General features: G+C 67.6%; 14 protein-coding genes. 11 read left to right on the top strand and 3 right to left on the bottom strand.

Features of this window, described 5'->3' with window-relative positions; genetic code table 11:
* Window positions 1–13 precede the first annotated feature (13 nt).
* From ACK42S_RS02075 to ACK42S_RS02065, 3 genes are all read left to right on the top strand, one after another.
* Complete coding sequence (locus tag ACK42S_RS02075) at window positions 14–3478, top strand: ATP-binding protein (protein WP_409702733.1); 3465 nt, start codon at window positions 14–16, stop codon at window positions 3476–3478.
* Entirely contained in the window at window positions 3459–4403 is a 945-nt protein-coding gene (locus tag ACK42S_RS02070) for a response regulator (RefSeq protein WP_409702731.1), read from the top strand. The genes ACK42S_RS02075 and ACK42S_RS02070 overlap by 20 nt, the downstream gene beginning before the upstream one ends.
* Before the next feature lie 348 nt (window positions 4404–4751).
* Complete coding sequence (locus tag ACK42S_RS02065) at window positions 4752–5228, top strand: hypothetical protein (protein ID WP_409702730.1); 477 nt, start codon at window positions 4752–4754, stop codon at window positions 5226–5228.
* 103 nt (window positions 5229–5331) lie between these two features.
* Here ACK42S_RS02065 and ACK42S_RS02060 read toward each other — a convergent pair whose 3' ends face one another.
* Window positions 5332–6681, bottom strand: coding sequence for a hypothetical protein (locus ACK42S_RS02060; protein ID WP_409702728.1), 1350 nt, complete (start codon window positions 6679–6681; stop codon window positions 5332–5334).
* 119 nt (window positions 6682–6800) lie between these two features.
* Between ACK42S_RS02060 and ACK42S_RS02055 the strand changes: the two genes are divergently transcribed.
* Window positions 6801–7724 (top strand): LysR family transcriptional regulator, encoded by a 924-nt coding sequence (locus ACK42S_RS02055; protein ID WP_409702726.1) that lies wholly within the window; start codon window positions 6801–6803, stop codon window positions 7722–7724.
* A gap of 113 nt (window positions 7725–7837) precedes the next feature.
* Complete coding sequence (locus ACK42S_RS02050) at window positions 7838–8707, top strand: tripartite tricarboxylate transporter substrate binding protein (RefSeq protein ID WP_409702724.1); 870 nt, start codon at window positions 7838–7840, stop codon at window positions 8705–8707.
* Between the two features lie 19 nt (window positions 8708–8726).
* On the opposite strand, the gene ACK42S_RS02045 is transcribed toward ACK42S_RS02050, so the two are convergent.
* Window positions 8727–8864 carry a hypothetical protein gene (locus ACK42S_RS02045; RefSeq protein ID WP_409702722.1) on the bottom strand — a complete coding sequence of 46 codons (138 nt, stop codon included), beginning with the start codon at window positions 8862–8864 and terminating at the stop codon, window positions 8727–8729.
* Between the two features lie 174 nt (window positions 8865–9038).
* Between ACK42S_RS02045 and urtA the strand changes: the two genes are divergently transcribed.
* Genes urtA through urtE form a run of 5 tightly spaced genes read left to right on the top strand, consistent with a single transcriptional unit; the run spans window position 9039 to window position 14692 of the window.
* Window positions 9039–10313 carry an urea ABC transporter substrate-binding protein gene (urtA, locus tag ACK42S_RS02040; RefSeq protein WP_409702720.1) on the top strand — a complete coding sequence of 425 codons (1275 nt, stop codon included), beginning with the start codon at window positions 9039–9041 and terminating at the stop codon, window positions 10311–10313.
* A 29-nt stretch (window positions 10314–10342) separates the two neighbouring features.
* Window positions 10343–11959, top strand: coding sequence for an urea ABC transporter permease subunit UrtB (urtB, locus tag ACK42S_RS02035; protein WP_409702718.1), 1617 nt, complete (start codon window positions 10343–10345; stop codon window positions 11957–11959).
* Window positions 11956–13095, top strand: coding sequence for an urea ABC transporter permease subunit UrtC (gene urtC / locus ACK42S_RS02030; protein WP_409702716.1), 1140 nt, complete (start codon window positions 11956–11958; stop codon window positions 13093–13095). The genes urtB and urtC overlap by 4 nt, the downstream gene beginning before the upstream one ends.
* The gene (urtD, locus tag ACK42S_RS02025) at window positions 13092–13982 is read left to right on the top strand and encodes an urea ABC transporter ATP-binding protein UrtD (protein WP_409702714.1); all 891 of its coding nucleotides are present in this window, start codon (window positions 13092–13094) and stop codon (window positions 13980–13982) included. Before urtC ends, urtD begins: the two co-directional genes overlap by 4 nt.
* A gap of 2 nt (window positions 13983–13984) precedes the next feature.
* Window positions 13985–14692: an urea ABC transporter ATP-binding subunit UrtE gene (gene urtE / locus ACK42S_RS02020; RefSeq protein WP_409702712.1), complete on the top strand. Its 708-nt coding sequence runs from the start codon at window positions 13985–13987 to the stop codon at window positions 14690–14692.
* Here the strand turns inward: urtE and ACK42S_RS02015 are convergent.
* A complete protein-coding gene (locus ACK42S_RS02015) occupies window positions 14689–15600 on the bottom strand; it encodes a hypothetical protein (RefSeq protein ID WP_409702711.1) in 912 nt (303 codons plus the stop codon). The genes urtE and ACK42S_RS02015 overlap by 4 nt on opposite strands.
* Window positions 15601–15758: 158 nt before the next feature.
* Between ACK42S_RS02015 and ACK42S_RS02010 the strand changes: the two genes are divergently transcribed.
* Complete coding sequence (locus tag ACK42S_RS02010) at window positions 15759–16658, top strand: MurR/RpiR family transcriptional regulator (protein WP_409702709.1); 900 nt, start codon at window positions 15759–15761, stop codon at window positions 16656–16658.
* The last annotated feature ends 97 nt before the right edge of the window (window positions 16659–16755 follow it).

Here is a 16755-nt window from a genome sequence, read left to right as displayed (position 1 = left end):
GCACCCCGTCGCCATGGACCTCAGCGCCATCCCTTCCGCCCACTCGCCGCCTGCCCCGGGAGCGGTGCAGCGCGTCATCAAGATCCGGCGCGACTACAACGAATGGGTCGCTCGCGAAACCATGGAGGACTACGCGCTGCGCTTCACGCCACGCTCGTTTCGCAAGTGGTCGGAGTGGCGGGTGGCCAACACGGCCTTCGGGGCGGCCTCCTTCCTGATCCTGGAGGCCGTGGGGGCCACGCTGCTGGTGCAGTACGGCTTCATCAACGCGGCGCTGGCCATCGCCGTGACGGGCCTCATCATCTTCCTGGCCGGGCTGCCCATCAGCGTCTATGCAGCGCGCCACGGGGTGGACATGGACCTGCTCACGCGCGGCGCGGGCTTCGGCTACATCGGCTCGACGCTCACCTCGCTGATCTACGCGAGCTTCACCTTCATCTTCTTCGCGCTCGAGGCGGCCGTGATGGCCTATGCGCTGGAGCTGGCCTTTGGCTTGCCACCCACCTGGGGTTACCTGGTGTGTGCCCTCGTGGTGATCCCCATGGTGACCCATGGCGTGACCATCATCAGCCGTCTGCAGGTCTGGACGCAGCCGCTGTGGCTGGTGATGCTGGTGCTGCCCTACTTTTATGTGTTCCACCACAACCCGGGACTGTTGTCGGGGCTTACGTCGTATGCCGGGGAGGATGGCCGAGGAGGGCAGTTCCAGTGGCTCGCCTTCGGGGCGGCGACCACGGTGGGCATTGCGCTCATCACCCAGATGGGCGAGCAGGTGGACTATCTGCGTTTCATGCCCGAGAAAACCAGGGCCAACCGCTGGCGCTGGTGGGGTGGGTTGCTGATGGGCGGGCCGGGCTGGGTGGTGCTGGGGGTGGTGAAGATGCTGGGCGGCGCCTTGCTGGCCTATCTGGCGCTGTCCCACATGGTGCCGGCTGAGCGGGCCGTGGACCCGAACCAGATGTACCTGGCGGCCTACGAGTACGTGTTTGCCGACTACGGCTGGGCCGTGGCGGCCACGGCACTCTTCGTGGTCGTGTCGCAGCTCAAGATCAACGTGACGAACGCCTACGCGGGCTCGCTGGCGTGGAGCAATTTCTTCTCGCGCCTCACGCACAGCCATCCCGGTCGGGTGGTGTGGGTGGTCTTCAACACCCTGATCGCGCTGATGCTGATGGAGCTCAACGTCTTCCAGGCGCTGGGCGGGGTGCTGGGGCTGTACTCGAACATCGCCATCTCCTGGATCATGGCCGTGGTGGCCGACCTGGTGATCAACAAGCCGCTGGGCCTGTCGCCCAAGGGCATCGAGTTCAAGCGCGCGCACCTGTACGACGTGAACCCGGTGGGTGTGGGCGCGATGGTGGCGGCCTCGGTGCTGTCCATCACCGCGCACCTGGGCTTCTTTGGCGAGATGGCCCAAGCTTTCTCGGCCCTGATCGCGCTGGTGACGGCCGTGGTGGTGTCCCCCCTGATCGCCTGGGCCACAAAAGGGCGCTACTACATCGCCCGGCGCGACAGCCTGCCCCCGGTCGACCCCGGCAGTGAAGGCGGCTACAGCAGGCTGCGTCCCGTCACGCGCTGCGTGATCTGCGAGCGCGAGTACGAGCGGGACGACATGGCGCAGTGCCCGGCCTACCAGGGCGCCATCTGTTCCTTGTGCTGCACCCTGGATGCGCGCTGCAATGACCTGTGCAAGCCACAGGGGCGGCTGTCGTCGCAGTGGTCGGCGGCGCTGCGACGGCTGCTGCCGCGCCGCGCGGCGCCCTACATCCAGACCGGCCTGGCGCAGTACCTGCTGCTGATGACGGTGATCGTGCCGGTGCTGGCCGCGCTCTTCGGTTTGCTCTACCACCAGGAGATGCGTAGCCTGGGGGAGCAGGCGGCGGCGCTGGGCCCGTCGCTCAAGCTCGCCTTCCTGAAAGCCTATGCCGCGCTGCTGCTGGTGTCGGGCATCGTGGCCTGGTGGCTGGTGCTGGCGCACCGCAGCCGTCTGGTGGCGCAGGAGGAGTCGAACCGCCAGACCGAGGCCTTGATGCGCGAGATCGAATCGCACCGCCGCACCGACGAGGCCCTCCAGCAGGCCAAGCACCAGGCCGAGCTGGCCAACCAGGCCAAGAGCCGCTACATCACCACCATCAGCCACGAGCTGCGCACGCCGCTCAACAGCATCCTGGGCTATGCCCAGCTGCTGGACGAGGACGAGGCCATGCCGGCGCATCGTAAGCAGGCCGTGCGCGTGATCCGTCGCGGCGGCGAGCATCTGCTGTCATTGATCGATGGCACGCTGGACCTCGCGCGCATCGAAAGCGGCAAGCTGGCGCTGGAGGTCAAGCCCATGCGCTTTCGCGACAGCATGCTCGAGATCGCAAGGCTCTTCGAACTGCAGGCCGCCGGCAAAGGCATCGCGTTCCGCCACGAGTTCGACGCCGGCGTGCCCGAGGCGGTGCGCGCCGATGAAAAGCGTGTGCGCCAGATCCTCATCAACGTCCTGGGCAATGCGGTGAAGTTCACCACCCGTGGCCAGGTGGTGTTCCGTCTGCAGTACGCGCGCGAGATGGCACGCTTCGAGATCGAGGATTCCGGCCCCGGCATGACGGCCGAGGAGATGTCGCGCATCTTCGATCCTTTCGAGCGGGGCTCGGCGGCCGGTGGCGCTGCGGTGGGGGGGACGGGGCTGGGGCTGACGATCGCGAAGATGCTCACTGACCTGATGGGCGGCGAGATGACGGTGCGCAGCACCCCGGGCGTGGGCACCTGCTTTTCGATCCGCCTCTTCCTGCCCGAGCTGCGCGCCACGGTGATCGAGACCGAGATGCCGCGTGCGCCGCGCACCGGCTACCTGGGGCCTCGCAAGCGTGTCCTGGTGGTCGACAACGAGGAGGTCGATCGTGGATTGCTGGTGAGCGTGCTGCAGCCCCTGGGCTTCGAGATCCACCAGGCCGCATCTGGCCACGAATGCCTGGCCATGTTGCGCCAGATCCAGCCCGATGCGATCTTCATGGACCTGGCCATGCCGGGCATCGATGGCTGGGAAACCCTGAGGCGCATCCGCCAGGAAAACCTGAGCGCCGCACCGGTGGCCATCGTTTCGGCCAATGCCTTCGACAAGGGGTTGGACAACGACGTAGGCATCACGCCCCGGGATTTCCTCGTGAAGCCGGTGCGGGTGGGTGAACTGCTCGACTGGCTGGGCCAGCGCCTGTCGCTGCAATGGGTGTGGGCATCGGAGTCCCCGCTCCAGCCCCTGATGCCCGCCCCGGCACCGCAGACCCTGCCGGCGCCTCACCATCTGCGAGGCTTGGCAGACCAGGTGACGCTGGGCTACTACCGCGGCATCGTTCGCGTCCTCGACCAGATCGAATCCGAGCAGCCCCAGTGCACCGCCTTCGTGGCCCGCCTGCGAGGCCTGGCGCGCGAGTTCCAGTTCGACACCATCACCCGCCTCATCCAGGACGCCCTCGATGAACACCGCCTCGCCTGACCTGTCTGCCGCCGATGCCGTGGTCCTCGTGGTGGACGATGTGCCCGACAACGTCGCCGTGCTGCACGATGCGCTGGACGAGTCGGGCTACACCGTGCTGGTGGCCACCCATGGCGAAGGTGCGCTGCAGCGTGCCGCCCAGGCGCAGCCCGACATCGTGCTGCTGGATGCGGTGATGCCGGGCATGGACGGCTTCGAGGTGGCGCGCCGCCTCAAAGCGCAGCCCACCACTGCCGGCATCCCCATCATCTTCATGACGGGCCTCACCGACACCGAGCACGTGGTGGCGGCCTTCCAGGCCGGCGGGGTGGACTACGTGACCAAGCCGGTGCGTACCCGGGAGGTGATTGCCCGCATCGCCACGCACCTGCAAGGGGCTCGGCAAGCCCGGCAGGCACACCAGGCCCTGGACGTCTTCGGCCATGCCACGCTGGCCGTTCGCCTGGCCGACGGGCGCATCACCTGGCAGACCCCTCTGGCCCGCCAGTACCTGGAGGCCTATCGCGGCGGCGTGGACGGGTTCCTGGATGCCGAACTGACCGATTGGGTGCGCCAGCAGGCGGAGCAGGCCCGCGCGGCCCACGAGCCTGCCAGCCGCATCCTCGTGCAGGGCACGCGTCGCCTGACACTGGCGCTGCATCACCCCACCGGCGACGGTGAATGGTTTCTGGTGCTGCGCGAAGCCAACGACGCGGTGATGCTCGAAGCCCTGATCGCCGCTTTCCGGCTCACCACGCGCGAGGCCGAGGTGCTGTACTGGGTCGTGCAGGGCAAGACCAACCGCGACATTGGCGACATCCTGGGTGCGAGCCCCGCCACGGTGAAGAAACATCTCGAACATGTCTTCGAGAAGCTTGGCGTCGAGACCCGTACCGCGGCGGCGGGCGTGGCCACCGGCCGTGTGCCGCAGCTGCGGCACCGCTAGGGCGGACGACTCAGAAGGCGTGAACGAACCTCGCCCCTGAAGCGTTGAGCAGTGCATGAGCGCTGCAACGGTTGGGAACGAGGGTGAACAGACTCAGGCGAGCCTGTTCGGTGGTGGTGAGTTGCCGGCCGCAGGCTCGGCGCAGCGGCCGCCGTCGAGCGCGCCGCGCGTGAACGCGAGCAGCGCCTGGCCGCGGCCTTGGCGGCCATGCAGAGGCTGCAGCGCAAGCCCCCACCCGAGCCGAACAAGCCCAAGCCGTCCAAGCGGCGCGGCCGCAGCGCTGCTGCGAGCGCCGCGGGCGGGGGCGCAGCCGCCAAGCCACCGGCCGAACCTGAGGCCGAGCCTCGCGTGAGCACCACCGACGCCGAGGCGCGGGTCATGAAGATGGCCGACGGGGGCTTTACCAAGCTGCAGGCCATCGACGAACTCACCGAGCGCGGCACGCAGCCGGTGCTGCTGCCGCCGCGCAGCCGCAACCCCGACATCGACTGCCTGGCGCCCAAGCACACCGACTCGCCCGCGCAGGCGCAGTGGCGCGAGTTCATGCGCAGCGACTTCGCCAAGGCGTTGTACATCCAGCGCGGGGCGCACGGTCGAGTGCGCCAATGCGCAACTGCGACGACGCGCTCTGCAGCGGTTCAACGTCTGCGGCATGGCCAAGGCACGGGCCGTACTGCTGTGGCACGCCCTGGCGCACAACCTGATGCGCATGCGCAGCCTGAACATCGCCTTGGCCGCCTGAAGCACGGCGCGCCGCGTGCCCTTGGCTGCTACGCTGGCTCGCCACGCCTTCCACACCCTCACAACAGACCCACGCAGCGCTGATGCCGCGCATCGGGCGCTGACTGGTCGCGCAACTGCCGCCATCAGCAGCAATGCGATCACCCCAGGCGATTGGCGTTTCGTTCAAAGCTTCTCAGCTCCTACCTCAGCGCCGCGGCGCGACGCGGGTCTCCAGCGGGGCTGGCTGGTAGTCGGGCAGCAGGCGGCAGCCCGGGCCGAAGCGGGCCTCGTAGGTCTTGCACAGCCGCGCGAGCCCGGCGGGCGTGGGCTTGTCGCCCTCTTGCGCCCAGCGCACCAGGGCGTCGAAAAGCGCTGCATAGGTCGGGTCGCTCAGGTAGCTGTGATCGCGATGATCGCTGAGCACCTGCACCAAGCGAGAAGCCGTGCCGGCGCCCTCCATCGTCCGGCGGAAGGCCGACTGCAGCTCGACGAAGGCGGTCGGGTCGCCGATGCCATGCACCGTCAGCACGGGGATGCCGATCCGGCCGGTCAGGTCGGTGTCGGCGCCGAAGGTGGCCACGGCCCGCGGGTCGGCGCGGTAGCGCAGCACGCCAGCGTTGAGCGCCGCATCATCGGTCGATCCGGTGTAGCGCACCTGCGCGTTGTCGAAAGGGTTCAGGCCGCCGGTACGGTTCTGCACGATGTCCTGGAAATGCCAGGTGGCCCAGTTGAGGTGGGCGATCACCGAGGTTTCCGGGATGCGGATCACGTCCACCACCGTCTTGAGCCTGCTCGCCTGCTCCGGCGTGCGCTGGGCGGCAGGCTTTCGCACACCCAGGCACTCGTCGACACGCGCAGCCAGTTCCGCGCGTGTCAGCTTGCTGTCGACGGGCAGGCCCATCCACAGTGGGTATTGCGGTTCATCGGGCCGTGGGTGGTTGTTGCAAAGGAACTGGTACACCACCCGCAGATCGAGGCGGAAGTCGTAAGAGCGGGTGCCGCCGGCCAGCACACCGCTGGAGAGCAGCACACCGGCATATGGGGAGCGTTGGCCCGGAGCAGCATACATCTCGGCCGCCTTGGCCGCCACGTTGGCTCCCCAGGACTGGCCGTGCAGCAAGGTCAACGTCGGCTGCGCCACATGCTCCACGAAGATGCGGCGCACCCGCTCGGTGTCTTCGGCCGCCGAGCGCACGGCCACGCCACCCTGGCGGAACACGGAGCCTGCCCAGGCGTAACCGGCCCGCACGGTGATGGCCCAGCGCTTGATGTCTTCATCGGCACGGCTGGCCTTGGGTTCGCCCAACGTGGGGCCGCCGTGGGCATGCACGACGAGCATCCGGTTCCAGTCCTTGGGCACGACGATCAGGTAGTGTGCGCCTGCAGAGTCCTGACCACGCAGGCAGCGGGCCTCGGCAGGCACGCCATCGGGGCAGGTGGCGACCGAGGGAGGGGCCTCCTTGCTGGGAGCCGGGGTCTGGGCACATCCGACCAGCAGGGCGGCCACGCCGAATATGAGGATATGGGGCGCACGAGGGCGCGCAGCGAGTGTCATGCCGCTTGTCTCCGGTTAGGTCTTGTCGGGCACCTTCGTCGAGGTGTTCGCAGGTACCTTAGCGGCCTGATGCATGATGGTCAAATATACTGACCATTGATTCTCAAGACGTTCCATATATGGAGACAAGGCTCCTGCGCTACTTCGTGGCGGTGGCAGACGCCGGGCACATGACCCGTGCAGCGGCACAGCTGGGCATCCAGCAGCCTCCGCTGAGCCAGCAGATCCGTGCTCTGGAGGCGCGGCTGGGCATCACGCTGTTCCATCGCCATCCGAAGGGTGTGTCGCTGACGGACGGCGGGCGCATGTTCCTGGCCGAAGCACGGCGCATCCTGCAGGACATCGCGGCGATGGAAGAGCGCATGCAGCGTGTGGCGAGGGGTGAGCGCGGGCGGTTACACATCGCGTTCACTAGCTCGGCCGCTGCGCATGCCTTCACGCCGCAGGCGCTGCGGGAATGCCGCCATCGCTTCCCGGAGATCGAGCTGGTGCTGAGCGAGAACAACGCGGCCGAGATCACCGAAGCGATCGCCGACGGGCGCTTGCACGGTGGCTTCCTGCGGGTGCCCGTGTCGCACCCGGCGGGCGTCAAGCTGCACACCCTGCTGCACGAGGCCACGGTGGTGGCGGTGCCGCTCGACCACCCCCTGGCACGTCGTCGTACCCGCCGCGTGGCCTTGCAGGACCTGGACGGCGAAAACCTCATCCTCGTGCGCCGGCCAGGCGCACCGGGGCTGTACGCGAACCTGCTGATGCGCTGCGCGCAGGCGGGCGTGCAACCGAAGGTGGTGGCCGAGGTGCCGCGCATGATGACCAACCTCAATCTCGTCGCCGCCGGCGCTGGCATCTCGGTGGTGCCCGCGTCGATGCAGGGAGCGCACCCGCATGCGATCCGCTACCTGCCCCTGTCGCCGGAGGCCAGGGTGGATGCCCCCCTGACCCTGGCCTACCGGGAAGCGGACTGCGTGGGCGCCCTGGCCACGTTCGTGGCCTTGGTGGTCGACATCGTGGCGCATGGCCCGGGCAAGATGCCGCCATCGTGAACGTCAAGCCCACCCTGTCTCGTCGTGTCTTCCTGGCAGGGCTCCTGGCAGTCGCCTGGACCCGGTCCGCGTCCGCTGCGCCGCCCTGGCCTGCTCGACCCATCCGACTGATCGTGGCCTACCCACCGGGCGGGGTGAGCGACGACATGGCGCGTTTGCTGGCGCGGCAGGTGTCGGCGGGGCTGGATGTACCCGTGGTGGTGGAGCACCGCAGCGGCGCCGGTGGCACCCTGGCGATGGAGGCGCTGGCCAAGGCTCCGTCCGATGGACATACGCTGGCGCTGTCGGCCATCACACCCCTCACGCTGTCGCCCCATCTCGGTCGCGTCGGCTATCGACCTCTGCACGACATCGTTCCGGTGGTGAGCGTGATGGCCACCCCGGCGCTGGTGGTGGGCACCCCGGCCTTTGCGGGCGCGAGCCTTGCTGATGCGCTGGTGCAGGCGCAGCGCGTACCGGGAGCACTGCGCTGGGCCAGTTCTGGCGTGGGCACCACGGGGCATCTGATGCTGGCACGGATCGCTGCCGAGGCCGGGGTGGACATCATTCACGTGCCCTACAAGGGTGGTGGCGCCCAGCTCAATGACGCCTTGGGCGGCCACTTCGAGCTCCTGTCGACCAACGTGGGCCTGCTGCAGTTGCGCTACATCCGTGAAGGGCGATTCAAGCCCCTGGCCGTGGGGGCACCCGAGCGGCTGCCGGTGCTGCCCGAGGTGCCGACCCTTGGGGAACTGGGTTTCGGCTCGGCCAACCGGATGTCGGTGTTCGGCGTCTTTGCACCGGCTGGCACTGCTCCCGACGTGCTGGAGCGGCTCAACGCCGCCTTCAATGAAGCCTTGCGGTCGCATGACGTGCAAGCCCGCCTGCGGGCTGTCAACACCCTGCCCACCGGCGGGACCCGCAAGGCCTTTGCACGGGTGATCGAGGAAGAGTTCCGCGCCAACCAGGCGCTTCCTCGGCAGGCCGAAGATCAGCGCCGCTGAGCGTCGGACCCTACGGCAACTACTTCTTCTTGCGCCGATCGGGCACCACCGTCACACGGGTGGGCATGACGGCATCCGGCGAAATCGGTTTCGCCGGCGCCTGGTCCTTCGTCGGCTTCTTCGCTTCCTTGTTACTGCGCTGCCGGCCCTTGGGCATGATCGACGGCTCCTGAGAGGGATGGTTCACCCGGCCCGCCGATCGACGTTGCGGGCTCGGGCCATGCGACATCACGCTGCCTACGCCATGTGGCGTATTTGCGTGCGACCGCTCCCTGCCTAAGCTGAGGCTGTCTCTTCCACACAGCCCTGCCATTCCAAAGGAGCGCCTGCCATGACCATCTCCCGCCGCCACTTCAACCAGGCCCTGGGCGCCATCGCCCTGGGCGGGGCCGCCGTCGGCCTGCCTGCCCATGCCCAGTCCGACACCATCAAGGTCGGTATCCTGCATTCGCTGTCGGGCACCATGGCCATCTCGGAAACCGTCCTGAAGGACGTGGCCCTGATGACGATCGAGCAGATCAATGCCAAGGGCGGCGTGATGGGCAAGAAGCTCGAGCCCGTGGTGGTCGATCCGGCCTCCAACTGGCCGCTGTTCGCCGAGCGCGCCCGCCAGCTCATCACCCAGGACAAGGTGGCCGTGGTCTTCGGCTGCTGGACCAGCGTGTCGCGCAAGTCGGTGCTCCCGGTGTTCGAGGAACTCAACAGCCTGCTGTTCTACCCCGTGCAGTACGAGGGCGAGGAACTGAGCAAGAACGTGTTCTACACCGGCGCGGCGCCCAACCAGCAGGCCATTCCCGCGGTGGAATACCTGATGAGCAAGGACGGCGGCTCTGTCAAACGCTTCGTGCTGCTGGGCACCGACTATGTGTACCCGCGCACCACCAACAAGATCCTGCGCGCCTTCCTGAAGTCCAAAGGCATTCCCGACAGCGACATCATGGAGGCCTACACCCCCTTCGGCCACAGCGACTACCAGACCATCATCGCCAACATCAAGAAGTTTGCCGCGGCAGGCAAGAAGACGGCGGTGGTCTCCACCATCAATGGTGACTCCAATGTGCCCTTCTACCGTGAGCTGGGCAACCAGGGCCTGAAGGCGACCGACGTGCCGGTGGTGGCCTTCTCGGTGGGCGAGGAAGAACTGCGCGGCGTGGACACCAAGCCGCTGGTGGGCCACCTGGCGGCGTGGAACTACTTCATGTCGATCAAGAACCCGACCAACGACGCCTTCATCAAGGCTTGGTCGGACTACGCCAAGGCCAAGAACATCCCGGGCCACAAAGACCGTCCGCTGACCAACGACCCGATGGAAGCCACCTACATCGGCATCCACATGTGGAAGCAGGCCGTCGAGAAGGCCAAGAGCACGGACACCGACAAGGTGATCGCCGCGATGGCCGGCCAAACCTTCCCGGCCCCGAGCGGCTTCATGGCCAAGATGGACGAGAAGAACCACCACCTTCACAAGCCGGTGTTCATCGGTGAGGTGAAGGCCGATGGTCAGTTCAACGTGGTATGGAAGACCAAGGGTCCCGTCAAGGCTCAGCCCTGGAGCCCCTTCATTCCCGAGAACAAGGGCAAGAAGGACGAGCCCGAGAAGAAGTAAGGGCAGTAAGGGCTTTCGAGGATGCACGAGTGAGTTCCACGACACGATGGGGGATCCGCCTCGCCCTGGCCGCCCTGGCCTGGGTGCTGGCGGGCCCGGCGGCGGCCCTGAGCCCCGAGCAGATCCGGGCCCTGGCCCTGGGCGATAACGACGAGCGCATCGAGGCGCTCAGCGAGGCGGCCGCCACCGGCGACCCCTTGCTGGGCCCCTACATCGAGGCCTTGCTGGCAGACGAGGTGCGCACCGTCGGCGACGACCAGGTCTTCATCGTGCGTGGCAACGAGGTGCGCAACGCCCTCACCGGTGAGCCCGCCACCCTGCCCGACGGCGCGGAGGAGGTGGTCAACAGCAACCGCATCCGCCGGGCGCTGCAGGCGGCCCTGGCCGCGCTCAAGCTCTTCTCGGATGATCCGGCCGTGCGCGGCCAGGCCATCGCGCAGATGCAGCGCGAGATCCTGGACGCGGAACAGCTTCCCGTGATCGAGAAGGTGCTCGAGCGCGAGACCGATGCCGGACTGCGTGAGCAGCTGCAGGCCTTGCGGGCCACCGCCATGATCACCTCCCACGATCCGGCCCTGCGCCTGGAGGCGGCCGAGTTGCTGGGCCGCAGCAACCAGCCCACGGTGCAGGCCTTGCTGCGCGAGCGGCTGGCACAGGACGGCGACAGCTTCACCGAACCCGACGCGCAGGTGCGCGCGGCCCTGAGGAAGTCACTCGCGGCCGTGGACAACCGCCTGGCCTGGGGCGAGCGCGCGGGGGTGCTGTTCAGCGGCGTGAGCCTGGGCAGCCTCCTGCTGCTGGTGGCGCTCGGCCTGGCCATCACCTATGGCCTGATGGGTGTGATCAACATGGCCCACGGCGAGATGATGATGATCGGGGCCTATGCCACCTACGTGGTGCAGAACCTCTTTCGCGCGCATCTGCCGGGCTGGTTCGACTGGTATGTGCTGGCCGCGGTGCCCGTGGCCTTCCTGGCGTCGGCCGTGGTGGGTGCGGTGCTCGAACGTAGCGTGATCCGCTGGCTGTATGGCCGGCCGCTGGAAACCCTGCTGGCCACCTGGGGCATCAGCCTCATCCTCATCCAGGCGGTGCGTTCGCTCTTTGGCGCCCAGAACGTGCAGGTGGACAACCCGACTTGGCTGAGCGGTGGTGTGACGCTCATGCCCAACCTCACGCTGCCCTACAACCGTATCGCCATCATCGTGTTTGCGGCGCTGGTGGTGGCTGGCGTGGCGCTGCTGATCGCCCGCACGCGGCTCGGGCTGTTCGTGCGTGGGGTCACCCAGAACCGGCCCATGGCCGCGTGCATGGGGGTGAACACGGCGCGGATCGACACCTATGCGTTTGCCCTGGGCGCGGGCATTGCCGGCCTGGCCGGCTGCGCGCTGTCGCAGGTGGGCAATGTCGGGCCTGATCTCGGCCAGAGCTACATCGTGGATTCCTTCCTGGTGGTGGTGACCGGCGGGGTGGGGCAACTGGCCGGCACGGTGTACGCCGCGTTGGGCCTGGGCGTCATCAACAAGCTGCTGGAAGGCTGGCAGGGAGCGGTGCTGGCCAAGATCATGGTGCTGCTGCTCATCGTGGCCTTCATCCAGAAGCGTCCGCAGGGCCTGTTCGCAATGAAGGGAAGGAGTGCCGAGGCATGACAGCGGTTCTGAACGCAGGCACCGCTGGTGTCGATCTCGTGCCACGTCGTGGCCTGCTGCTGGGGCCCAAGGGCTGGGCGGCCGTGCTCGCAGCGGCGCTGAGCGTGGGCGTGCTGGTGCCCTTGCTCAACCTGGCCGTGCCGGCCGACAGCGCCTGGCACCTGAGCGACTACTACGTGAGCCTGTTCGGCAAGATCATGTGCTACGCCATCTGCGCGCTGGCCATGGACCTGATCTGGGGCTACACCGGCATCCTCTCGCTGGGCCACGGCTTGTTCTTTGCGCTGGGCGGCTACGTGATGGGTATGTACCTCATGCGCCAGATCGGCACCGACGGGCACTACAAGTCGGAGCTGCCCGACTTCATGGTCTTCCTGGATTGGAAGGAGCTGCCCTGGCACTGGGCCCTGAGCGACTCCTTCCTGGCCACGCTCGTGCTCGTCGTGGCCGTGCCGGGCGGGCTGGCCTTCGTCTTCGGCTACTTCGCCTTCCGCTCGCGCATCAAGGGCGTGTACTTCTCCATCATCACGCAGGCGATGACGTTTGCCGCCATGCTGCTCTTCTTCCGCAACGAGACGGGCTTTGGCGGCAACAACGGCTTCACCGACTTCAAGCGCATCCTCGACATCCCGATAGCCACCTCGGGCATGCGGGTGACGCTGTTCGCGATCACGGGCTTCGTGCTGATCGGCTTCTTCCTGCTGGGCCGCTGGATCGTGAACAGCAAGTACGGCCGTGTGCTGCAGGCCGTGCGCGATGCCGAGTCGCGCGTGATGTTCACCGGCTACAACCCGCTGGGCTACAAGCTGTCGATCTGGACGCTGTCGGCCATGATGTGCGGCGTGGCCGGGGCCCTGTACGTGCCGCAGGTGGGCATCATCAACCCCAGCGAGATGTCGCCGGCGGCCAGCATCGAGATCGCCATCTGGACGGCCGTGGGCGGGCGGGCCTCGCTGATCGGCCCCATCATCGGCGCCTTCTTCGTCAATGGGGCCAAGAGCTGGTTCACCGTGTCCTTCCCCGAGTTCTGGCTGTACTTCCTCGGGGCCTTGTTCATCGGGGTGACGCTGTTCCTGCCCCATGGCATCGTCGGCCTGCTGCGCGGGCGCCGCAAGAACACGGAGGACCGCGCATGACCCCCGACCTGATGGAAGCAGGCGCCCGCGCCCGGGAAGAGCATCTGCAGCGTTCACGGGGTCCCATCGACGGCTCTGGCGGACGCGATGCCAGCTACGGCCGTGTGGTGCGCGAAGGCGAAGTGGACCTGGCGCATGGCGCCATCCTCTATCTGGACGACATCACCGTCAGTTTCGATGGCTTCCGTGCGCTGAACCAGCTCTCGCTGAGCATCACCGCCGGCGAACTGCGCTGCATCATCGGCCCCAATGGCGCTGGCAAGACCACGATGATGGACGTCATCACCGGCAAGACCCGCCCCGATGCCGGACGCGCCTTCTTCGGCTCCACCATCGACCTGCTGCGCCTGCGCGAAAGCGAAATCGCCACCATCGGCATCGGCCGCAAGTTCCAGAAGCCCACGGTCTACGAGCACCTGAGCGTCTTCGAGAACCTGGAACTGGCCCTGCGCGCCGACCGGGGCGTGCGCGCCTCGATGTTCTTCCGGCTCTCGGGCGAGCAGCTCGACCGCATCGCCGAGATCCTCACGCTCATCCACCTGCGCGACCAGGCCCAGCGCACGGCGGGCCTGCTGTCGCACGGCCAGAAACAGTGGCTGGAGATCGGCATGCTGTTGATGCAGGACCCTAAGCTGCTGCTGCTGGATGAACCCGTGGCCGGCATGACCGACGAGGAGACCGAACGCACCGCCGAACTCTTCCTGTCGCTCGAAGGCAGCCATTCGCTGGTGGTGGTCGAGCACGACATGAAATTCATCCATGACCTCACGCGAGACAACCCGGCCAAGAAGGTGACCGTGCTGCACGAAGGCAGTGTGCTGGCCGAAGGCTCGCTGGCGCAAGTGCAGGCCAACGACAAGGTCGTCGAAGTCTATCTGGGGCGCTGAGCATGCTCAAGGTCGAAGGCATCAATCAGTACTACGGCGGCTCGCACATCCTGCGCAATGTCGGCTTCGAGGCGAAGGCGGGTGAGGTCACGGTGATCCTCGGGCGCAACGGCGTGGGCAAGACCACGCTGCTCAAGAGCCTCATGGGCTTGGTGCCGGTCAAGACCGGGACGATCACCCTGGACGGCCATCCCATCACCTGCGACACCCCCTACGAGCGTGTGCGCAAGGGTGTGGGCTACGTGCCCCAGGGCCGCGAGATCTTCGGCCGCCTCACGGTGGAGGAGAACCTGCGCATGGGGCTGGCCTACAAGAGCGCGCGAACGCCCATCCCGCCGCAGCTTTTCGAGCTGTTCCCGGTGCTCAAGCAGATGCTGCACCGGCGCGGCGGCGATCTCTCGGGCGGGCAGCAGCAGCAACTGGCCATCGCCCGCGCCCTGGCGGCGGGCCCCAAGCTGCTGATCCTGGACGAGCCCACCGAGGGCATCCAGCCGTCCATCATCAAGGACATCGGCCGCGTCATCCGCAGGCTGGCCGACACCGGCATGGACGGCCATCCGCCCATGGCCATCGTGCTGGTCGAGCAGTACTACGATTTCGCTGCCGAACTGGCTGACCAGTATCTCGTGATGGAGCGCGGCGAAGTGGTGATGCAAGGCCGCGGCGCCGGCATGGCAGCCGACGGCGTGCGCCAGCGCATGTCCATCTAGGGCCGGCGCAGGCGCTCTAGCTCCTCGGGCGTGAAGGTGGCGCGCAGCTGAGCGTCGTTGCCGCCGCCTTGCACATTGCCACGTGCCAGGCCATTACTTCGAGTGCCAGGGATCTCGAAGAAGGTGCGCCCGACGGGCGTGATCTGTGCCACGGGCACGCCGGTGCGCAAGGCCGTGGCATTGAGCCAGATGTCGTCGGCACGCGGACAGCAGTCCAGGAAGGCCAGGCCGCGTTCGCGCAAAGCCAACTGCATGCGCACCGGGTACAGCACGCCCGAAACCCCCGTCAGAAAGTGGCGGTGATCCGGGCGGGTGTCTTCGCAGGGGGGCCACTGGGCGTAGGGCAGCAACCGCCCCTGGGCGTCGAAGGCGATGCGGTGGGCCCGGAAGCACACGATCGCCCAGGGCATTCGTTCGTGGGCGCGCATCAGCTCGGCCAGCCAGTCGCGCGGGTACAGCACATCGTCGTCGGCCGTCACCAGCGGTCGGGTCGGATGCGGTTCGCACAGGACTTGCGGCAGGTACTTCTTGTGTGGGCCGTAGTCCTCGGTGCCGCGCACCTCCAGCCCGCGGGCCTGCAGGCGCTGCAAGGTTTCGGGCAGGCCCGCCTCGATCAGCTCGTGTTCCAGCCACAGCACCAGACGCGAAGGTTTGAGCGTGCCGGCACCGATGCTTTCGATGGTGTAGTGCACGCCAGCCAGTCGCGGCCCGAAGCTCGTGAGCGACACCACCGGGCCGGCCGGGTCCAGGAGACTCTCGCGGCTTTCCAGGTTGCGCCGTTGCAGGCGTCGCATCCACCAGGGGCGCACGAGCCGCTTGATGCTGCGCAGGGCGCGGCGCCGCAGGCGCTCACGCCAGAGGATCCAGGTCGAGGGCGGCCGGTCAGAAGACGAAGGGGGCGCTGGCATGGGCTGCACGATGAGGGCTCGGACGCAAGGAGGCTTCAGTGTAGGGGGTTGCAGTCCTTGAAAGGGAGCGCGTGAAACAGATGATTCGTATGGCATACTATGAAACATCTGTTCCAGTCCACTGTTTGCGCCGACACCCCCGCAGCGAAACGTCACCGATGGAGCCCCAGGACGTCCACGCACTGGTCGAGCGGCATTTCGAGGCCCTCAGCCCCGAGCTGCGCCGGGCCGCGCGCTGGATCGTCCGGCACGGGACGTCCCTGGGTCTGCAGTCGATGCGCGCCAGCGCCCGGCAGGCCGGCGTGTCGGCGGCGACCATGACCCGGCTGGCCCGTCAGTTGGGCCTGCCTGGCTTCGAGGCCTTGCGCGAGCCCTTCCGGCGGGCTTTGGCCCGGCAGGCCGAAGACCCGGTCGGCTACCTGGGCCGCGCACAGCGCACTGCGTCGGCCCGGCATTCACTGATGGGCGATTTGAACGAGGCCCAGGTGGCCGATGTGCGATCCTGCGCGGGGCTCAACGCGCCCGGCCGGATCGAGGCCGCAGCCCGGCTGATGCTGCGAAGCCGCCAGGTGGCGTTTCTGGGGCTGCGCGCCAGCTTCGGAATCGCCTACCACCTGCACTACACCTTCGGCCTGCTGTGCAGCAGGGGACGGCTGCTGCACGATGCGGCCGCAGGCTGGGTTGACCAGCTCGATCTCCTCGGCCCGCGCGACCTGCTCGTGGCCGTGAGCCAGGCCCCCTACACCCGAGAGACGGTCGAGGCCGTGCAGCAGGCTGTGCAGGCCGGCGTCCCGGTGCTCGCCTTGACCGACAGCGCGCTGTCCCCGATCGCGCGCGGCGCACGGCAGGCTTTGCTGTTTTCGGCGAGCTCGCCGTCCTTTTTCCAATCGATGACCGGTGCCCAGGCGCTGGCCGAGGCCCTCATCGCGGCCGTCGCGGCGCAAGGCGGGGCCGATGTCCTCGACCACCTGGCCCGGCGCCAGGCCCTTCTGCAAGCCCGCAAGGCCTATTGGGAGCGCCCGGCGCGCCAGGCTGCCCCCCGGAGAAGCGCTGAATGAACCCGAGCACCACCCACGTCTTTCACCGCCAACTGCATGCCGCCTTGCCCGTGGCCGTGGGGGGAGGGGGGGAGGGGGGAATAGGGAGAAAGCGGAG

Origin of the sequence: Caldimonas sp. (assembly GCF_046289365.1) — a bacterium.
In the GTDB taxonomy this organism is placed as follows: Bacteria; Pseudomonadota; Gammaproteobacteria; order Burkholderiales; family Burkholderiaceae_C; genus Caldimonas.
Note: the sequence above shows the minus strand (reverse complement) of the source record. Positions and strands in the feature narration are given on the sequence as shown.

Bases quoted from the DNA above. Each gene is read 5' to 3' on its own strand.
- ACK42S_RS02075 (WP_409702733.1), top strand. From the start codon at position 14: ATGGACCTCAGCGCCATCCCTTCCGCCCACTCGCCGCCTGCCCCGGGA.
- ACK42S_RS02070 (WP_409702731.1), top strand. From the start codon at position 3,459: ATGAACACCGCCTCGCCTGACCTGTCTGCCGCCGATGCCGTGGTCCTC.
- ACK42S_RS02060 (WP_409702728.1), bottom strand. From the start codon at position 6,681: ATGACACTCGCTGCGCGCCCTCGTGCGCCCCATATCCTCATATTCGGC.
- ACK42S_RS02055 (WP_409702726.1), top strand. From the start codon at position 6,801: ATGGAGACAAGGCTCCTGCGCTACTTCGTGGCGGTGGCAGACGCCGGG.
- ACK42S_RS02045 (WP_409702722.1), bottom strand. From the start codon at position 8,864: ATGCCCAAGGGCCGGCAGCGCAGTAACAAGGAAGCGAAGAAGCCGACG.
- urtA (WP_409702720.1), top strand. From the start codon at position 9,039: ATGACCATCTCCCGCCGCCACTTCAACCAGGCCCTGGGCGCCATCGCC.
- urtC (WP_409702716.1), top strand. From the start codon at position 11,956: ATGACAGCGGTTCTGAACGCAGGCACCGCTGGTGTCGATCTCGTGCCA.
- urtD (WP_409702714.1), top strand. From the start codon at position 13,092: ATGACCCCCGACCTGATGGAAGCAGGCGCCCGCGCCCGGGAAGAGCAT.
- urtE (WP_409702712.1), top strand. From the start codon at position 13,985: ATGCTCAAGGTCGAAGGCATCAATCAGTACTACGGCGGCTCGCACATC.
- ACK42S_RS02015 (WP_409702711.1), bottom strand. From the start codon at position 15,600: ATGCCAGCGCCCCCTTCGTCTTCTGACCGGCCGCCCTCGACCTGGATC.
- ACK42S_RS02010 (WP_409702709.1), top strand. From the start codon at position 15,759: ATGGAGCCCCAGGACGTCCACGCACTGGTCGAGCGGCATTTCGAGGCC.